Genomic DNA, 17,843 nt, shown 5'->3' with positions numbered 1-17,843 from the left:
GTATGGAGTCGGCGCAGCAGACACCCGAACTCACCATTCCGGCCGCGTTGGACCAGGCAGCAGCCCGTTTTGGTGATCGCGATGCACTCTATGCGGACGGATTATGGCTGTCCTTTTCGGAACTTCGCGCCCGCGCCCGGCGCTTCGCCGCGGCACTGATCGCACTCGACATCAAGCACGGGGACCGGGTGGCCATCTGGTCTCCCAACTCGTGGCACTGGCCCATCGCCTGCCTGGGCGCGCAGTACGCCGGAGCTGCCGTCGTCCCGATGAACACCCGCTACACGGTCGACGAGGCGACGGACATCCTGCAGCGCAGCGAGGCTCGCGTGCTGGTGTCGGCCGGAGTCTTCCTCGGGTCGGATCGCATCACCCAACTGGACACTGCGGCCCTTCCCGATCTCGCCCATATCGTGCGGATCGCGGTGGAAGCCGGCGATCACGCCAATTGGGAGGAATTCGTCGCGCACGGAGATGACGTGAGCGACCAGGACATCGATGAGCGCAAGTCGACGGTGAGTTCCGAAGACATCAGCGACATCCTTTTCACCTCCGGCACTACCGGACGCAGCAAGGGCGTGCTGTGCATGCACCGCCAACCGCTGGCGGCCTCCCTGGCGTGGGCAACCTACGGAGAGTTCACCGAGAACGACCGGTATCTGTGCGTGAACCCGTTCTTCCATAACTTCGGATACAAGGCCGGCATCCTGGCCTGCTTGCAGACCGGCGCGGCGCTTATGCCACAGCTGACCTTCGACCCCGAAAAAGCAATGGCCGCAGTCCAGGAACACAAGATCACCGTGTTACCCGGCGCACCCACCATCTTCCAGATGCTGCTCGACCATCCCGCCCGCAAGAACTATGACCTGACCTCACTGCGGTACTCCGTGACGGGTGCGGCCGTGGTCCCGGTGGTGCTCATCGAGCGCATGCAATCCGAGCTGGATTTCGATCTGGTACTTACCGCGTACGGCCTCACCGAGACTCAAGGCTTCGCCACGATCTGCCGCTCCGATGACGACGCGGTCACCGTCGCGACCACCTGCGGACGTCCGATGATCGGCTACGAGCTGCGGATCGACGGCGCCCAGAAACCGGGCGACGAGGGCGAAGTGCTGCTGCGCAGCGCCAACGTCATGAAGGGCTATCTCGATAATCCGCAGGCCACCGCCGAGACCATCGACTCGGATGGCTGGTTGCACACCGGCGATATCGGAAAGCTCGACGAGCACGGCAATCTCACCATCACCGACCGACTCAAGGACATGTACATCTGCGGTGGGTTCAACGTCTACCCGGCAGAGATCGAACAGGTACTGATGCGGCTCGATGGTGTAGCTGACGTGGCCGTGATCGGGGTGCCCGACGCGCGGCTCGGCGAGGTCGGCAAGGCATACATCGTGCGCAAGCCCGGCGCATCCCTCGACGCTCAGGCCGTCATCGACTACAGCGCGATGCATGTGGCGAACTTCAAGAAACCGCGGTTCGTCGGGTTTCTCGACGAACTTCCCCGCAATCTGGGCGGCAAGGTGGTCAAACCCACGCTGCGCGCCATGCACCAACAGGAGAGCAGCTAGTGGACCTACTTCTCGACGACGAGACCGAGGCCTTCCGGGCGGAGGTGCGCGAGTTCCTCGCCGCCAACACCCCGAATCCACCGTTACCCTCCTACGACTCGCCCGAAGGCGCTGTGCTGCACCGACAGTGGGAGCGGACCCTGTACGACGCGGGGTTCTCCGCGGTGTCCTGGCCCCAGGAGTACGGCGGCCGCGACGTCACCCTGCTGCAGTGGGTGATCTTCGAAGAGGAGTACTTCAAGGCGGGAGCCCCCGCGCGCATCAGCCAGAACGGCATGTTCCTGCTGGGGCCCACGCTGTTCGCACATGGCAGCAAGGACCAGCTGGATCGCATTCTCCCGAAAATGGCCAACGGCGAGGAGATCTGGGCGCAAGCCTGGTCGGAGCCGGAGTCGGGAAGCGATCTGGCATCGCTGCGCTCCCCCGCCCGCAAGGTGGACGGGGGCTGGCGCTTGTCCGGGCAGAAGATCTGGAGCTCGCGAGCGCCATTCGCGGACAGGGCATTCGGGCTCTGGCGCTCCGACCCGGAATCGCAGCGCCACCAGGGGTTGACGTACTTCATGTTGGATCTCAAGGCCGAGGGCATCACTGTCCGCCCCATCCCCCAGCTCGACGGGGACCCCGGTTTCGCCGAGATCTTTCTGGACGACGTATTCGTCCCCGACGAGGACGTCATCGGTGCGGTACATGACGGCTGGCGGGTGGCCATGAGCACGTCGAGCAATGAGCGCGGCATGTCGCTGCGCAGCCCCGGCCGCTTCCTGGCCACCGCAGATCGGTTGGTAGATCTGTGGAAATCCGTTCCGGAGAACAGGTTCGCATCCGAGCGTGTCGCCGACGCCTGGATCGCCGCACAGGCGTACCGGTTGCATACTTTCGGCACCGTCACCCGACTGTCCGGCGGCGGCGAGCTCGGTGCCGAATCCTCGATCACCAAGGTGTTCTGGTCCGAGCTGGACGTGGCCCTGCACGAGACGGCGATCGACCTGCGCGGCGCCGACGGCGAGCTCACCGGGCCATGGACAGATGGGTACCTGTTCTCCCTCGGCGGCCCGATCTACGCAGGTACCAACGAGATTCAGCGGAACATCATCGCCGAGCGCATTCTTGGCCTGCCGAAAGAGAGTGCTCGCACGGGAGGTGCCAAGTGAGGTTCGATCTGGACACGCAGCAGCGAGATTTCGCGGCGAGCATCGACGCGGCCCTGGGGGCCGCCGATGTTCCCGCTGCGGCTCGCGCGTGGGCAACCGGCAACCATGAACCCGGGCTCGCGGTGTGGTCGACATTGTCCGATCTCGGTGTCACCGCCCTCGCGGTCTCCGAAAAGTACGACGGCATCGGGGCGCATCCCGTCGATCTTGTTGTCGCACTGGAAGGTTTAGGCAAGTGGGCGGTGCCCGGACCGGTCGTCGAGTCCCTCGCGGTGGCACCGGCCCTGCTCGCCGAGGATGCGCGTTCCTCACAACTGGCCTCCGGAGAACTCATCGTCACCGTGGCCGCGCCTCCCATCACGCCACGTGCACTCGACGCGGATGTCGCCGGGCTGGTGCTCATCGCCGACGACATCGGGTTCCGCGAGGCACAGGCCGGCACACAGCACGAATCGATCGACGCCGCTCGCCGGGTGTTCGATGTAGCACCGACGGGAGGCGGCGTCTCCCTCGACACCAGCCGCGCCATTAACTTTGGAGTGCTTGCGATTTCGGCACAGCTTGTCGGTCTTGGGCAGGCACTCCTGGACCGCGCGGTGGAGTACGCCAAGCAGCGGTCCCAGTTCGGGCGGCCCATCGGCTCCTATCAGGCCGTCAAGCACAAGCTGGCCGATGTCCACATCGCGCTGGAGCTGGCCCGCCCGCTCGTATACGGCGCGGCACTATCCCTGGCCGAGGACTCTCCCACTGCCGCACGTGATGTGAGTGCCGCGAAGGTCGCTGCTGGCAAGGCCGCTTACCTCGCCGCGCGATCCTCGCTGCAGACTCACGGCGCCATCGGCTTCACCGCCGAATACGACCTGTCACTGTGGATCCTCAAGGTACGGGCCCTGACCTCGGCATGGGGCACGTCCGAGTGGCACCGCGCACGAGTTTTGGAGGCACTGTGAGCCGTTCCGCCAACGCTGAACGGCAGCTGCTGCGCGACACCGTCCGTTCTCTGGTCACCAAACGGGCTGATTCCGCAGCCGTCCGCGCCGCGATGGAATCCGAACGCGGCTACGACGAGAAACTGTGGACCGTTCTGTGCGAACAGGTAGGTGCCGCCGCATTGTTGGTTCCGGAGGAATTGGGCGGTGCCGGTGGCGAGCTCGCGGACGCGGCCGTGGTGGTGGAGGAGCTCGGCCGTGGGCTGGTGCCGAGCCCACTGATGGGCACCCTGTGGGCGCAGCTCGCCCTCCTGGACGCCGGGTACGAAGGTGCGCTGCTGGAATCGTTGGCCTCCGGTGAATCGATCGGCGCGGTGGCCTTCGACCCCGGATACGTCGTCAATGGAGCTCACGCGGACGTGGTACTCACCCTGGAGGGCGACGAAGTACGCCGAGCGGAGAACGTCACCGCCACGCCGTTGTCCACCATGGATCCCACCCGCCGACTGGCGGCGGTCGCGATCAGCGGAAGCGAACCGATCGGCAGTGCCCCGGGATTGATCGACAAGGCCGGGCTGCTGCTGGCGGCCGAGCAGGTGGGCGCAGCGGCGCGCGCCCTGGAACTCACCGTCGAGTACACCAAGACGCGAGTTCAGTTCGGGCGCGCGATCGGCAGCTTCCAGGCTCTCAAACACCGGATGGCCGACCTATACGTGCTGGTGGAGTCGGCGCGCGCGACCGTTTACCAGGCCATCGGAGATCTCACTACCGAGGCCGCGACCGTGGCGAGAATCAAAGCCAGCGAGGCACTTTCGATCGTGTCCGGCGAATCGATCCAGTTGCACGGGGGGATCGCCATCACGTGGGAACACGACGCCCACCTGTACTTCAAGCGCGCCCACGGCAGTGCACTGCTCCTGGGCACACCGCGTCAGCTGCTCCCCGGCCTGGAGAGTGCTGCCGGACTGTAGACGTCAGTCAGCGGCTCGACCGTATCGCCTGGGGAGGTACGTTCGTACCGCCATCTGCACATAGGTCATACGATCGGACCCATGAGCAACAGCCTCACCACCACCGATCCGTCACGACTTCCCGCCTACCGGCTCGCCGCCGTGCTCCTCGGTGTCGGCGTCGTGCATTTCGTCGCGCCCAAACCCTTCGACGCCATCGTCCCGGCTGAACTGCCTGGTGAGGCCCGTTTCTACACGTATGCCTCGGGTGTTGCCGAGCTCGGAACCGGCGCGCTTCTGCTCGCTCCGAAGACCCGCAAGCTCGGTGGCACGATCGCGGCGCTGCTATTCATCGCCGTCTTCCCTGCCAATATCAACATGGTGCGACTGTGGTGGAACAAGCCGCTACCACTGAAGCTAGGCGCGATCGCCCGGCTGCCATTGCAGATCCCGATGATCACCGAGGCACTCAAGGTGCGGCGCACCGCATAGCCGCGTCTAGTCATGTTTAGTCGTGCCTAGTCATAGATGATCGCGTTTCCTTTGCGCTGGAGATCGACCAGCCCCGCCCGGAAGGTTTCCATGAATTCGGGCGGGGGTCCTACCCAGTCCACGACCTCACCAACGATGCGCACGGGTTCCCGGGTGCGGTACGAGTGGGTCGGATTCCCGGGGAACTTCTTGTCGGTCACGTTCGGGTCGTCTTCCAGGGAGCCCTCCGGCTCCACGATGTAGACATGGCCCCTGCCCTCGCCTTTAGCCATCATGGCCGCTAACCCCGCACCAATCAGTGTCTTCGTCACGTAGACGTGGTTCATGATGCGGCCCTCCTCGTAGTTCGACAGATGCCCGGGTGTCAGCAGATCACCCACCTGGAGGTTGGCCTTGGTGCCATGGAAGTACGCCCCCGACTCGTGCGCCTCGAAAAAGTTCGGCATCGTCATACCAGCTCCCCATCAGTCGACATTCGTGGTCGCAGGATTGTGCGCCACGTTGGGGGCCTTGCCGCAAGCCCCCCTTCGTGCCATATTTTGAAAGGAGACAAGCCAAAAGGTTGACCCCGCAACCGCTCGGTGGTCGGCTTGATCCATGACGCTGCAGATATCCGACCGCGAACGCGAAGCCCTGGCGCAGGTCACCACCTTTCCGCTGCTGGCAGCGATCACCGGGCGCAGGTCACGGCGTTTCCCCCTCGGCGGACGCATCCCCGACGGTCCGCTCGCGTACACCAGCGGTCATCCTGTCAGGCCGATATCAGAAGTCGAACGGGCACTGATCCTTTCGGTGGTCGGGGGCGTCACCGGGTGGCACTACGGCATCACCTACCACCCCGGATACTCTCCAGCCTTCCCGAACTATTCCGGTAGCGCGACGGGACGCACCTTCCCGTCCGCGGCGGGTTTTCACACCAGCCAGCTCTTCTTCACCGATGACACCGGCATCTACCTGCTGCCGACACGCGATGAACCCCCTCGGGAGTTCGCCTCCATCGAAGACTGGATCACCCACACCGCCGACTCCTATGTGCGGATCTCGGACCAACGTTTGGAACTGCCCCGGGAAGAGCCCTACATGGAGGGCCACAACATCTGGATCGGCAATCACCCGGGCAGCCTGCTGGCCTTCCCGGTGGCCGATCTGGCCGAGCACCTGATCGCCAACCTGTCCTTCTTCGCCGCGAACGGATACCTGGTCTACGACGACATCAACCACCAGAGTATCCCCGGAACCGAAAAATTCAGCAGCTTAAGGAATTACGACGATCCCATTCCGCTGTCCTTCGTGGAGCAGTACACACTCACCGAGGCCAGTGCCGAGCTAGCCACCGCGACCCACAATGGAGTACTCCTGCTCCAAGCACTCGGGCTGGGTGGCTGGATGTTCGACGGTCTCGACCGGCTATCGGTGCTCGGCGGATCCGGTGACCCACGCGCTCCCGGTATCGGGTTCCGTTCGGACAACGACGATCGGTGGGCATTCCCGAATGTCACCGGCCTCCCCGGGTTCTTCGAAACCCTCAGTCCCCCACACGTGCCGACAGTGGCCGATGGGGTTCAGAAGTACATCGAGCGCAAGTACGGCCCCGGTGGCCCCTTCCACCCCGATACTCCGGGCGCATGGGCCAATTCACAAAAGGTGCGGTCGGCCGCGCTACCCGCCGAGGCGATCCAGGAGATTGTCACCACCGAGGCCTCCTACGTCTACGACACCTTCGGAAAGATTCCCGGCACCGTCCCCACCGTGCACACCCTGATGTATCTGCAGGCGCAGAACATCGACCTGGACTTCTACGACACACATTTCGGCCCCGGCGCCTACCTGTCGACGCACGCCGAACACGCTAGGCGCTGGTACGACTAGCGTGTTCGGCCGCAGGCTCAGTCCTGCGCAGTTTCCAGTGCCAACCTGCTGTTGTCGAACACGAACGGGTAGAGCACTCCACCGATCAGACCACCAGCCAATGGCGCCACCCAGAACAGCCACAGTTGCCCCGGGGCCGCACCCCCGTTGAAGAAGGCGACGGCGGTCGACCGCGCCGGGTTCACCGACGTATTGCTGATCGGAATCGAGATCAGGTGAATCAGCGTGAGACACAAGCCGATTGCCAGTGGACCGAATCCCTTGGCTGCGCCATCGTCGGTGGCGCCCAGGATCACCATGATGAACACCGCGGTGAGAACGATCTCGGTGACCAGCACAGCAGTCAGAGAGTAGTGGTCCGGCGAGTGCTCACCATAGCCGTTGGCGGCCATGTTCCCGGTCGCCTCGAAACCCGGCTTACCCCGCGCGATGTACCACAACGCGGTGCCGGCAAGCAGCCCACCGAGCACCTGCGCCACCCAGTACCCAGGAAGCTCTTTGGCTGGCAGACGCCCACTGGCCACCGCCCCCAGCGTGACCGCAGGGTTGAAATGCCCGCCCGAGATATGGCCCACCGCGTAGGCCATAGTCACGACCGTCAACCCGAAAGCCAGTGCCACACCGAGGAATCCGATGCCCAACTGGATCGCGCCCGCATTGCCTTCTCCTGCATCCGCGACATTCTTGGCTGCGAAGATCGCACTGCCGCAACCGCCTAAGACCAGCCAGAACGTACCGAAAAACTCGGCTAGCAATTTGGTACTCGTCTTGGTCACCATCAGATCCCTTCGTTCGGAAGAACTCGAGTGATCTTGATTACTACCAATGCTGGACCCAACCACACAGCCATATATCAGAAACGGTTGCGTCACGAAATCTAGTCTCGCCCAATAGCTCAAATTAGTCGACACTGGGGGTGTGCAGAGGCGACAGCTCTTCAAGCTCGGTGCGGCGACTGCGGGCGGCATCGTGCTGACCGCGTGTGCCGATACACCCAATGAACGCGACGATAATGGCGAGGTGAGCGACGGCAGCACCTGGCGCATGCCCGATGAGGGCGAACCACACCTGCGAACATGGATGGCTTTCGGTGCCAGTGACGGGATCTGGGGCCGACGGCTGACTCGACAGGTTCAGCAGAACCTCGGAGCGATAGCCCAGGCCATCGCACAGTTCGAGCCGGTGTCGATGCTGGTGCGTCCACAGGAGACCGAGCTGGCCCGCCAGTGGGCAGGGCCCAACGTGGAGCTGATTCCCGTGCCCTTGGACGATCTGTGGATCCGCGACAGCGGCCCGGTGTTCGTTCGCAACGACACCGGCAGAGCTGCTGTTGATTTCAACTTCAACGGCTGGGGCAACAAACAGCAGCACGGCTCGGACGCCAAGGTCGCCATTGAGGTCGCCAAGCTCGCCGGAGTTCGCGCCCTGCACACCGATCTTGTCCTGGAGGGCGGCGGGATCGAAGTTGATGGGGAGGGCACCGCGATCATCACCGAAAGCTGCGTTCTCAACAACAACCGAAACCGAGGGCGCTCCAAAAAGGACATCGAGGCAGAGCTACAGCGACTACTTGGTCTACGGGAGATCATTTGGCTACCGGGCATCGCGGGCATGGATATCACCGATGGGCACACCGATTTCTACGCGCGGTTCGCCGGGCCGGGTGTGATCGTCGCCGGACTGGACAACGACCCCGACTCATTCGACTACGACGTGACACGTGAGCATCTCGCGATCCTCGAAAAGGCAACGGACGCCGCCGGACGCCCCCTGCGTGTGGAAGTGCTCGAAGCACCCGAGCAGGGGCGCGATGACTTCGAATCAGAAGACTTCGCCGCCGGTTACATCAACTTCTACGTCTGCAACGGCGGTGTCATCGCACCCGAGTTTGGCGACCCCCGTGCCGATGCGGAAGCCAAATCCGCCCTGGAACGTGTGTTTCCCGGCCGTCGAATCGTTCAGCTCAATATCGACGGTATTGCCGCCGGCGGTGGCGGCATTCACTGCGCCACACAGCAGGAACCCCGATAGCGCTGACTCAGCGCGCAACCGATCGCGGCGCCCCCGGACCGGCGTCGATCTGCACCGGGCCCGCCGCCGAGGGTGTCACCGGGAAGTCGAAGATCGCCGTCGGAATATATACAGTGGCACAGGAATTCGGGATGTCGACCACCCCGGACAGTCGGCCCTCGATGGGTGCAGCGCCCAGTAGGAGATAGGCCTGTTCCGGGCTGTAGCCGAACTTGGTCAAGTAATCGATGGCGTGCAGGCAGGCGCGTTGGTACGCCAAATGCGAATCCAGGTAACGCTGTTCGTCATCGAGAGTGACCGAGGTCCCCGAGAACGCCAACCACTGCGAGTACTGCGGATCGGTGTTGCCCGGCATGAAGATCGCATTCTCCGAGACCCCATAGGTGTCCATACCGCCCTTAAGGACGTCGACATGTAAGTCGATGAAGCCACCCATCTCAATGGCACCACAAAAGGTGATCTCTCCGTCCCCCTGCGAGAAGTGCAAGTCGCCGACCGACAATTTTCCGCCCGGCACGAACACCGGGTAAAAGACCCTGCTGCCCTTGGTCAGGTTCTTGATGTCCTGATTGCCGCCGTTCTCCCGGGGCGGCGCGGTCCGTGCCGCCTCAGCCGCTGCCCGCTCGAAGGTTTCCCCGGTCAGCGCACCGAGCACCGCATCCCGGGGCTCCGGCGGAAGTGCCAGTGCGGGAACACGGTGAGGGTCAGTGGCGATTAGCGCACCCTCACGGGCGTTCCACCTCGCCAGCAGTTCTGCCGATGGCGCCGTCCCCATCAGCCCCGGATGCACAATCCCGGTGAAGCTGACCCCAGGGACGTGGCGGGAGGTGGCGGTCTGCCCCGAGAAATCCCAAATCGCCTTGTACGCATCCGGGAACTGCTCAGTGAGGAAGCCGCCGCCGTTGACGGTCGGAAAGATGCCGGTGTAGCCCCACCCCTGACCAGCCAGCGGCCCAGAGTCTTCCTGCGGGATGGGACCCACATCGAGAATGTCGACGATCAGCAGGTCTCCCGGCTGCGCCCCCTCCACCGAGAACGGTCCCGACAATGCGTGCACCGTGGTCAGTGGGGCATCACGGATGTCGTCGGCGGAGTCGTCATTGTGAATCGCGCCGTCGAACCATTCACGGCAATGCACACGGAACGAAGTACCGGGCTTTACGACCGCCGCCGGCGGAATGTCCGGGTGCCACCGGTTGTGCCCGACGATCTGTTGCTCGGTGAATTTCTTGCTCGAATCCAGCGGGAACAACACTTCGGGCATGGCAGTCCTTCCGGTCAGGGGCGGGGCAACTTGCGATGCAACGGATTTGATGTCACTGGCGCCGATCGGCGCAAGGGAGGCGGCGCGGAAACGACAGGCGGCTCACTGGCACTGCGATGGGCGGCATCGAGCAAGCGCATGCGCGACGAGGAACCGCGACTCATTCCGGCGATACCGAAAAGCCGTCGTGCCGATGCGGGGCAACCGGGGCACGGCACCGTATCGGGGGCCGCGGCCATCGGAAATTTACGCGAGGTATCGCCGCAGTTCGTGCACCGATACGCGTACAACGCCATGACCCGCCCTCACCGAGGTAGCACCTGGATATGTGACGTTACGCCGGATTGGCCAGGCCCGCAGAGGAAACGAACGGGAGTCGGTTACAGCCAGGTGTCCTCGGTGGTGGCAGTGAGGAATGCTTCCAGGTCGTTGCGCCAATCGGCGGGCGTGGTCTTGTCTGGTTCGATGCCGGTGTACTGCCCGCGATAGAAGAGCAGCGGCCGGGAAGCGGTGGGAATCGCTGGAGCTTCACTCAGCTCCTTGACCGATCCGAACACCACCCAGTGATCCCCGCCGTCGTGAACTCCTTCGACCTCGCAGTCAATGTGCGCAAGCGAACCATCGATGATCGGTGATCCGAGACCCGATGGGTGCCAATCGATTCCGCCGAACTTATCGGGCTCCCGCGAACCGAATCGTGCCGATACCTCGCGCTGGTCCTCCGCCAGAACATTCACACAGAACTTGCCCGAGGCCTCGATCGCCGCCCAGGACCGGGATTGCTTGGTCGGACAGAACAGCACCAGCGGCGGCTCCAGCGACAGCGCCGCGAATGACTGGCAGGCGAAGCCCACCGGTGCGTCCTCATGCGTCGTGGTGATGATGGTGACGCCGGTACAGAACTGCCCCAGCACATTCCGAAATGCCCTGGGATCGATCTGCGATATCGGCATCTCTACTTGAACCCAACGCTGAAATCGTGGCCCCACAGGCTGATACCGACGCTCTCGCGTGCGATCCAGCTCTCGTCATCGACTTCAGAACCCTCGCAACCGAATTCCATATCGAACCCACCGGGAGTCTTCATGTAGAAGGACAGCATCTTGTCGTTGATATGCCGACCCAGAGTGGCCGACATCTTGACCTTTCTCCGGTTTGCCCGGTCCAGGCAGAGGCCGACATCGTCGGAATTCTCCACTTCGACCATCAGGTGCACGATTCCGGTCGGATTGGGCATCGGCATGAACGCCAGCGCGTGGTGGCGCGGGTTGCACCCGTAAAAACGCAGCCACACCGGGTCACCATCGGCCGGACGGCCGACAAGCTGCGGCGGCAGCCGCATCGAGTCGCGCAGCCGGAAGCCGAGCACACCCTCGTAAAACGCCTGCGCCGCAGCGTCATCGGTACAGGTGAGCACCACGTGCCCCAGACCCTGCTCGGCCGTGACGAACTTGTGGCCGTAAGGGCTCACGAATCGGCGACCCAGGTACTGGGCTCCGTGGAACACCTCCAGCACGTTTCCCGACGGATCCTGGAACCTGATCAGCCCCTCGACCTTACGGTCGGAAGCCTCGACCTTGGTGCCCTCGGCGTACTCGACACCCGCGTTGTCCAGGCGGTCCCGAATTGCCTGCAACGCCGGCGCGTCCGCGACCTCCCAGCCCGAGGCCAGCAGCCGGTCGTTCTCGCCCGGCACGATCACCAGACGAGCCGCGACATCGTCCATCCGGAGATAGAGCGCGGCGGGGTTGTCACCGGTGCCTTCCATCATGCCGAGCACCTTGGTTCCGAATTCACGCCAAGCAGCTACATCGGTGGCCTCGATCCGCATGTACCCGAGTGCCTTGATAATGCTCATCTTGCTGACGCTCTCCTAAACCATCGTGTCGGTGGCGGGCAGCTCGAAGGCGTGGTTGCCCCAGATCTGGTAAGCCCGCTCAGCGTCATTGGCCGCGTGCACACGTCCGGCGTGCGCATCACGCCAGAAGCGCTGTACCGGTGCGTCATTCGAGAGTGCGGTGGCGCCGGAGTTCTCAAACAGCAGATCGATCGAGGCGATCGCCCGGCCGGTGGCACGCACCTGATCGCGGCGTGCGGCGGCACGCAGCTCGAACGGAACCTCCTGGCCCGCCGAGATAAGGGCGTACTCGTCGCCCACATTCCCAATCAACTGACGCCACCCGGCGTCGATGTCGCTGGCAGCCTCTGCCACCCGCACCTTGGTGAACGGGTCATCCTTGGCCTTCTCACCGGCGTATGCCGCGCGCACCCGCTTGCCCTGAGCCTCGACGTGCGCGTCGTAAGCGCCGTACGCCATGCCCATGATGGGCGCGGTGATGGTGGTGGGATGCATGGTGCCCCAAGGCATCTTGTACACCGATGCAGTGTTGGTCTCGTAGCCACCGGCGCTCTGGTCGTTCATCTTCTTGTACGACAAGAAACGGTGCGACGGCACGAACACGTCCTTGACCACGACGGTGTTACTACCGGTGCCGCGCAGGCCGACGACGTTCCACACGTCGTCGATGCGGTACTCGGTACGCGGGATCAGGAAGCTGCCGAAGTCGACCGGCCGGCCGTCCTTGATGACGGGGCCACCGAGGAATGCCCAGGTGGCGTGGTCACAGCCCGAGGACCAGTTCCACGCGCCGTTCACCAGGTACCCGCCATCGACGACGACGCCGGCACCCATGGGCGCGTATGAGGAGGACACCCGCACGTTGGTGTCGTCGCCCCAGACCTCTTCCTGGGCCTTCTGGTCGAACAGGGCCAGGTGCCAGTTGTGCACACCGATGATCGAGGAGACCCAACCGGTTGAGCCGCAGGCGCTGCCCAGCCGGCGCACCGCCTCGTAGAAGGTCGTGGGGGCGGTCTCGTATCCACCCCACTGCGAGGGCTGCAACAGCTTGAAGAAGCCGATCTCCTGCAATTCGGCGACCGTGGCGTCGGGCAGACGCCGCAGGTCCTCGGTCTCCTGCGCACGCTTGCGCAGGATCGGCAGCAGGTCGTCAATTCCTGCGAGAACCGCCTGAATCTCGTCCCGCTGTTCGGTCGTCGTCACTGCATTTCCTCCACTGCTGTAGTTAGCATCAGTCGGCACAAACTAGGGCTAGTAGTTCGCGACACTCGCTGTACACCCACGGTGGTAGCGCGTGTTCCCTGCTGAGACTAGAACACGTTTCGATCTGTGTCGACACCGCCTCGCCCACCCCGGGAAGGCGGGCTCATCTGGAACGAAGCAACGACGGTGTTGTAGGGCCAAAGGTCAATTCTGTAACCTGTTCTAGTTCGGTTCTAGTTGGGCTTGGCCAGACGAAGTCAACGACGGAGGAAATCACGTGACGGACGTTCCGCTGGGAAAGCACGTCCTCGAGGTGCGCATCGCCGAGGTGATCGACGAGACCGCCGACTCCAGATCCCTGGTCTTCGATATTCCCGAGGATGCGGCCGACAAGTTCGCGTACACACCCGGCCAGTACCTCACGCTGCGCATTCCCTCCGACCGCACCGGATCGGTGGCGCGCTGCTACTCGCTGTCCAGCTCCCCGCATATCGACGACCGGTTGACGGTCACGATCAAGCGCACCGTCGATGGCTACGGGTCCAACTGGATCTGCGATAACGCGCATGCCGGTATGCACATGCATGTATTGGCACCCTCTGGAGTATTCGTCCCCAAAGAGCTCGATCGCGACTTCCTGCTGCTAGCCGCCGGTAGCGGCATCACCCCGATGATGGCGATCTGCAAGTCCGCGCTCTCGCAGGGCAGCGGCAAGGTGGTGCTCATCTATGCCAACCGCGACGAGCGGTCAGTGATCTTCGGTGCGGCGCTTCGCGGGCTGGCGGCGCAGTATCCGGATCGGTTGACCGTCATCCACTGGCTCGAATCGGTGCAGGGGCTGCCCTCGCAACAATCCCTGGCCACCCTGGCCGCCCCATTCTCCGCCGGTCACGAGGCATTCATCTGTGGTCCCGGGCCGTTCATGGACGCCTCCGAGGCCGCGCTCAAGGGCAATGGCATGCCCGAGGACCGCGTGCATGTCGAGGTTTTCCGCTCCCTGGAGAGCGACCCGTTCGCCGAGGTAGTGCTGGCCGAGCCCTCCGACGATGACGAACCGCCGGCCACGGCCACCGTCGAACTCGACGGCGAGACCCACACGGTCAACTGGCCACGCAGCACCGTCCTGCTCGACGTCTTGCTCGCCAAGGGGCTGGACGCACCGTTTTCCTGCCGCGAGGGGCACTGCATGACATGCGCCTGCATCTTGAAGGACGGTAAGGTCCGCATGCTCGTCAACGACGCGCTGTCCCAGAACGACATCGATGACGGGTACATCCTGGCGTGCCAGGCTGTACCCGAGACCGACGATGTCAACGTCACCTTCGATGAGTGAACACCGGGTACAGAAAGAAGATCCCGGCGCCACTGCCCGACCGGGCCGATACGATTCCGACATCATGAAGTCCCTGAAATCGGCGCTGGCCGCCGCATCACTGGTGGTCACTTCCCTGGTTTTCCCAGGTAACGCCACCGCCGAGGTCAAAACCACCGACGTCAGCACCCCCGTCGACGAGGGGCGCCAGCTCGAGGTGCACGCCACCGCCGACTGCCGCAAGGCCGAACGTCAGTGCTATTACACCGCGAGCTTCAATCTTCGGACCCCCAACGGGATTGAGGGATTCGGGGGCGACCTGTGGGCCAAGCAAACCACCGAGCTGCGTACCTCGGACCGGATGAACTACCTCTGGGTGCAGTGGGCCGACAATCCGAACACCGTGGAGCACAACGGTGGTAGCACCTGGCTGCTCACCACGGTCTACTTCGGCGGAGGCGATGTCGACCGCTTCCGGATCACCGGCACCACCCAGCCAACCGATTGGGCGACAGGGCAACCCAAGCTCGACGCCGACTACATCGTGTGCACTCATGTCGAGGCCAGTATCGGTGGCCGCAGCGTAATCTCGCCCGACGCGTGCGCGCAGGCCCGCTTCAGCTAGCCGTCACCAGGTTGACGGAATGGCTTCCAGCGAGGCGACAACGGCCTCAGCCTAACTAGCGCGGAATCCGGGCACCCGCGCAGAACATGTCTGTGTGCTGCCAGATGTGTGTCGTCTGAGGCGTCGGTCCGACCATGTCGGCGCCCCGTGGCAGGGTGCTGAATATGAACGCTCGGACCCGCTCGCTGCGCACCGATTTGCGCTACCTGCTTGTCCTTCATATCCATCGCCACGGGCTCACCACCGTGTCCGAGATGGCCATCATGCTGACGGACATCGGTTTTGACGTAGATGGTCGCCCGCCAAAGACGATCTCGGATGCACTGCGCACCGACGTCAAGCTCGACCGAGTTCGTCGCCGCGGCCGCGGCCTCTACAGTCCGGGAGCGGTCCCGCGCAGCACGCAACACCGCATGCGCACCCGAGCTAGCTGCTGGCTGTCAGCGCGGCAGACCGAGTAGCCGCTCCCCCGCCACACTGAGCAGGATCTGGGTGGTACCTCCGGCGATCGACAGACACCGGTCCCGCATGAATAGCCACATCTCGTGGGACTCCACCGCGCCATGGGTGTCCACGTAGTCGAGGATGTGCTCCGAAAGCCCCTGACGGTGGCGCACACCGACGAGCTTGCGGACACTTGAGGCCGCACCCGGATCCTGTCCACCGATGGCGCGTAGTGCGGTGCGCAGATCAAGCAGCGCGCCCGTCTGTGCCGAACACACGAAAACGCCGAGCGTATCGAGTTGAGCCGCATCCAGTTCGGTGTCCCCGATCAGCGCGAGCAGCGACTCCATGGCCTCATCGAGGGTGCCGCCACCCGCCATCGCGACCCGCTCGTTGGCCAGTGTGGTGCGGGCCAGGCGCCACCCGTCGTCAACCGAACCGACCACGTACTCGTCCGGAACGATCACACCGTCCAGGAAGACCTCGTTGAACATCTCCTCGCCGGTGATTTCACGCAGCGGTCGCACGGTGATCCCGGGGGTCTTCATGTCGAGCAAGAAATACGTAATGCCCTTGTGCTTGGGAACATCGGAGTTGGTGCGCGCGAGGCAGATCGCCCAGTCTGCGATCTGAGCCTTGGAGTTCCACACCTTCTGGCCGTCGAGCTTCCACCCACCGTCGACCCGGGTTGCCTTGGTGCGCAACGCCGCAAGGTCGCTACCGGCACCGGGCTCGGAGAACAGCTGGCACCATTCAATCTCACCACGCAGCGTAGGCGCCACGAACTGCGCTATCTGTTCCGGAGTTCCGTGCTCAAGAATGGTGGGGGCCGCCCACCATCCGATGACAAGATCAGGGCGCGCGACGCCCGCGGTATGCAGCTCCTGGTCGATGAGCAGCTGCTGCGCCGCCCCTGCGCCCAGCCCGTACGGCACGGGCCAGTGCGGGGCCAGGAAGCCCGTCTCGGCAAGCCGAACCTGATGCTCATCCTTTGGTGCCGAGGCGATTTCCGCCGCAGTGGCCGCGACCTGTGCACGCTGGTCCTCCACCTCACCGAGGTCAACGGTCAGGGAGCGGCGAGTTCCCCCGAGCGTCAGCGCGGCGGCCGTGCGCCGCCATGTCGCGGGCTTGCCCAGGAAGGATTGGAGTGCATATGCGCGCCGCAGGTACAGGTGAGCGTCATGCTCCCAGGTGAATCCGATACCACCAAGAATCTGGATGCAATCCTTGGTGTTGGCCAGTGCGGCATCGACGGCAACCGCCGCCGCAACGGCAGTGGCAAGCGAAAGATGCTGAGAATCACCATCATTGGCGAGCGCATCCCGCGCGCACCCGGCGGCGTCCCACACAGCGACATCGGCCTGCTCGACACGGCACAGCATTTCCGCACACATGTGCTTAATGGCCTGAAAGCTGCCGATCTGCTTGCCGAATTGCTCGCGCACCTTCGCGTACTCGACGGCGGTCTGCAGCGCCCAGCGCGCCACGCCCACCGCCTCGGCCGCGAGGGTCACCACCGCTAGATCGGCGACCACGCCGGTCGGCAGGCTCACCGAACGCGTCGCGGCGCCGTTCAGGGTGACCGCAGCCCACGGGCGCGAGAAGTCGGTCGCCTTCTTGATATCCACGGTGATGCCGGCACCCAGGCTGTCGATCAGAACCCAACCGTCGGGCCCCGGGGCCAACAGCACTCCGTCGGCCGTACCGCCCAGCACCGCGGGCAACACGCCCGAAGCCAGCCCGTCGGCAATGGTCAGGTTCCCGGTGAGGGCCAGCCCCGCCGTGCGATCTCCGGCAGCCAGCGCCGCGACCAATTCGGCGGGCCCGTCGGTCGCGAGCACCACCGCGACCAGCGCGCTGGTGGCAACCGGCCCCGGCACCAGGGACGCCGCGGATTCGTCGACCATGGCGATCATGTCGTCGAATCCGGCTCCCGAACCACCGGCGGCCTCCGGTACCGCGACACCGAAAATGCCCAGCTCAGCGAGCCCGGCATAGGCGGGGACCCATCCGTGGGGCTCGGTCTCCATCTTCCGGACCGACTCGATGACAGCCGCGCTCTTGGCCCACTGACGGACCGCGTCCCGGGCGGCTTCCTGCACGTCGGACGACACAGATTCTCCTCGGCTTGATTCGGG

18 protein-coding genes are annotated in these 17,843 nt (G+C 64.1%); 10 read left to right on the top strand and 8 right to left on the bottom strand.

Features of this window, described 5'->3' with window-relative positions:
* The first annotated feature begins 2 nt into the window (after positions 1–2).
* The 5 genes from DSM43276_RS02555 (at position 3) to DSM43276_RS02535 (ending at position 5,099) form a co-directional block, all read left to right on the top strand.
* Positions 3–1,577, top strand: a complete 1,575-nt coding sequence (locus DSM43276_RS02555; RefSeq protein WP_078331272.1) for a FadD3 family acyl-CoA ligase — start codon at positions 3–5, stop codon at positions 1,575–1,577.
* Positions 1,577–2,728 carry an acyl-CoA dehydrogenase family protein gene (locus DSM43276_RS02550; RefSeq protein ID WP_078331273.1) on the top strand — a complete coding sequence of 384 codons (1,152 nt, stop codon included), beginning with the start codon at positions 1,577–1,579 and terminating at the stop codon, positions 2,726–2,728. The genes DSM43276_RS02555 and DSM43276_RS02550 overlap by 1 nt, the downstream gene beginning before the upstream one ends.
* Entirely contained in the window at positions 2,725–3,678 is a 954-nt protein-coding gene (locus tag DSM43276_RS02545) for an acyl-CoA dehydrogenase family protein (RefSeq protein WP_078331274.1), read from the top strand. Before DSM43276_RS02550 ends, DSM43276_RS02545 begins: the two co-directional genes overlap by 4 nt.
* Positions 3,675–4,628 carry an acyl-CoA dehydrogenase IpdE2 gene (gene ipdE2, locus DSM43276_RS02540; protein WP_078331275.1) on the top strand — a complete coding sequence of 318 codons (954 nt, stop codon included), beginning with the start codon at positions 3,675–3,677 and terminating at the stop codon, positions 4,626–4,628. Before DSM43276_RS02545 ends, ipdE2 begins: the two co-directional genes overlap by 4 nt.
* A gap of 81 nt (positions 4,629–4,709) precedes the next feature.
* A complete protein-coding gene (locus tag DSM43276_RS02535) occupies positions 4,710–5,099 on the top strand; it encodes a DoxX family protein (RefSeq protein ID WP_078331276.1) in 390 nt (129 codons plus the stop codon).
* Positions 5,100–5,125: 26 nt separating this feature from the next.
* On the opposite strand, the gene arr is transcribed toward DSM43276_RS02535, so the two are convergent.
* Positions 5,126–5,551, bottom strand: coding sequence for an NAD(+)--rifampin ADP-ribosyltransferase (gene arr, locus DSM43276_RS02530; protein WP_078331277.1), 426 nt, complete (start codon positions 5,549–5,551; stop codon positions 5,126–5,128).
* A gap of 145 nt (positions 5,552–5,696) precedes the next feature.
* On the opposite strand from arr, the gene DSM43276_RS02525 reads away from it, so the two are divergent.
* Positions 5,697–6,968, top strand: a complete 1,272-nt coding sequence (locus DSM43276_RS02525; protein ID WP_078331278.1) for a hypothetical protein — start codon at positions 5,697–5,699, stop codon at positions 6,966–6,968.
* A 17-nt stretch (positions 6,969–6,985) separates the two neighbouring features.
* On the opposite strand, the gene aqpZ is transcribed toward DSM43276_RS02525, so the two are convergent.
* On the bottom strand, positions 6,986–7,744 hold the full coding sequence (gene aqpZ, locus DSM43276_RS02520) for an aquaporin Z (protein ID WP_078331312.1): 759 nt from the start codon (positions 7,742–7,744) through the stop codon (positions 6,986–6,988).
* 142 nt (positions 7,745–7,886) lie between these two features.
* Here aqpZ and DSM43276_RS02515 point away from each other — a divergent pair, with 142 nt between their 5' ends.
* On the top strand, positions 7,887–8,999 hold the full coding sequence (locus tag DSM43276_RS02515) for an agmatine deiminase family protein (RefSeq protein ID WP_078331279.1): 1,113 nt from the start codon (positions 7,887–7,889) through the stop codon (positions 8,997–8,999).
* A 7-nt stretch (positions 9,000–9,006) separates the two neighbouring features.
* On the opposite strand, the gene fmdA is transcribed toward DSM43276_RS02515, so the two are convergent.
* From fmdA to hsaA, 5 genes are all read right to left on the bottom strand, one after another.
* Complete coding sequence (fmdA, locus tag DSM43276_RS02510) at positions 9,007–10,263, bottom strand: formamidase (protein ID WP_078331280.1); 1,257 nt, start codon at positions 10,261–10,263, stop codon at positions 9,007–9,009.
* A 14-nt stretch (positions 10,264–10,277) separates the two neighbouring features.
* Positions 10,278–10,502: a hypothetical protein gene (locus tag DSM43276_RS02505; protein WP_234803115.1), complete on the bottom strand. Its 225-nt coding sequence runs from the start codon at positions 10,500–10,502 to the stop codon at positions 10,278–10,280.
* A 141-nt stretch (positions 10,503–10,643) separates the two neighbouring features.
* Entirely contained in the window at positions 10,644–11,216 is a 573-nt protein-coding gene (gene hsaB / locus DSM43276_RS02500) for a 3-hydroxy-9,10-secoandrosta-1,3,5(10)-triene-9,17-dione monooxygenase reductase subunit (RefSeq protein WP_078331282.1), read from the bottom strand.
* Between the two features lie 2 nt (positions 11,217–11,218).
* Positions 11,219–12,121 carry an iron-dependent extradiol dioxygenase HsaC gene (hsaC, locus tag DSM43276_RS02495; RefSeq protein ID WP_078331283.1) on the bottom strand — a complete coding sequence of 301 codons (903 nt, stop codon included), beginning with the start codon at positions 12,119–12,121 and terminating at the stop codon, positions 11,219–11,221.
* A gap of 15 nt (positions 12,122–12,136) precedes the next feature.
* Positions 12,137–13,324: a 3-hydroxy-9,10-secoandrosta-1,3,5(10)-triene-9,17-dione monooxygenase oxygenase subunit gene (hsaA, locus tag DSM43276_RS02490; protein ID WP_078331284.1), complete on the bottom strand. Its 1,188-nt coding sequence runs from the start codon at positions 13,322–13,324 to the stop codon at positions 12,137–12,139.
* Between the two features lie 277 nt (positions 13,325–13,601).
* Between hsaA and DSM43276_RS02485 the strand changes: the two genes are divergently transcribed.
* The 3 genes from DSM43276_RS02485 to DSM43276_RS02475 all read left to right on the top strand — a co-directional run bounded on the left by DSM43276_RS02485 (position 13,602) and on the right by DSM43276_RS02475 (position 15,722).
* Complete coding sequence (locus DSM43276_RS02485; RefSeq protein WP_078331285.1) at positions 13,602–14,657, top strand: ferredoxin--NADP reductase; 1,056 nt, start codon at positions 13,602–13,604, stop codon at positions 14,655–14,657.
* A 64-nt stretch (positions 14,658–14,721) separates the two neighbouring features.
* Positions 14,722–15,261 (top strand): hypothetical protein, encoded by a 540-nt coding sequence (locus DSM43276_RS02480; protein WP_078331313.1) that lies wholly within the window; start codon positions 14,722–14,724, stop codon positions 15,259–15,261.
* 164 nt (positions 15,262–15,425) lie between these two features.
* Complete coding sequence (locus DSM43276_RS02475; protein WP_078331286.1) at positions 15,426–15,722, top strand: hypothetical protein; 297 nt, start codon at positions 15,426–15,428, stop codon at positions 15,720–15,722.
* Here the strand turns inward: DSM43276_RS02475 and DSM43276_RS02470 are convergent.
* Complete coding sequence (locus DSM43276_RS02470) at positions 15,702–17,819, bottom strand: acyl-CoA dehydrogenase family protein (RefSeq protein WP_078331287.1); 2,118 nt, start codon at positions 17,817–17,819, stop codon at positions 15,702–15,704. The two genes, DSM43276_RS02475 and DSM43276_RS02470, sit on opposite strands and share 21 nt — an antisense overlap.
* Between the last annotated feature and the right edge of the window lie 24 nt (positions 17,820–17,843).

Source organism: Mycobacteroides salmoniphilum (genome assembly GCF_004924335.1).
GTDB lineage: Bacteria > Actinomycetota > Actinomycetes > Mycobacteriales > Mycobacteriaceae > Mycobacterium > Mycobacterium salmoniphilum.
Note: the sequence above shows the minus strand (reverse complement) of the source record. Positions and strands in the feature narration are given on the sequence as shown.

Excerpts from the sequence above, each read along its gene's own strand:
- arr (WP_078331277.1), bottom strand. The coding sequence starts at position 5,551 with ATGACGATGCCGAACTTTTTCGAGGCGCACGAGTCGGGGGCGTACTTC.
- DSM43276_RS02535 (WP_078331276.1), top strand. The coding sequence starts at position 4,710 with ATGAGCAACAGCCTCACCACCACCGATCCGTCACGACTTCCCGCCTAC.
- hsaB (WP_078331282.1), bottom strand. The coding sequence starts at position 11,216 with ATGCCGATATCGCAGATCGATCCCAGGGCATTTCGGAATGTGCTGGGG.
- DSM43276_RS02525 (WP_078331278.1), top strand. The coding sequence starts at position 5,697 with ATGACGCTGCAGATATCCGACCGCGAACGCGAAGCCCTGGCGCAGGTC.
- fmdA (WP_078331280.1), bottom strand. The coding sequence starts at position 10,263 with ATGCCCGAAGTGTTGTTCCCGCTGGATTCGAGCAAGAAATTCACCGAG.
- DSM43276_RS02475 (WP_078331286.1), top strand. The coding sequence starts at position 15,426 with ATGAACGCTCGGACCCGCTCGCTGCGCACCGATTTGCGCTACCTGCTT.
- hsaC (WP_078331283.1), bottom strand. The coding sequence starts at position 12,121 with ATGAGCATTATCAAGGCACTCGGGTACATGCGGATCGAGGCCACCGAT.
- DSM43276_RS02480 (WP_078331313.1), top strand. The coding sequence starts at position 14,722 with ATGAAGTCCCTGAAATCGGCGCTGGCCGCCGCATCACTGGTGGTCACT.
- DSM43276_RS02505 (WP_234803115.1), bottom strand. The coding sequence starts at position 10,502 with ATGGCCGCGGCCCCCGATACGGTGCCGTGCCCCGGTTGCCCCGCATCG.
- DSM43276_RS02555 (WP_078331272.1), top strand. The coding sequence starts at position 3 with ATGGAGTCGGCGCAGCAGACACCCGAACTCACCATTCCGGCCGCGTTG.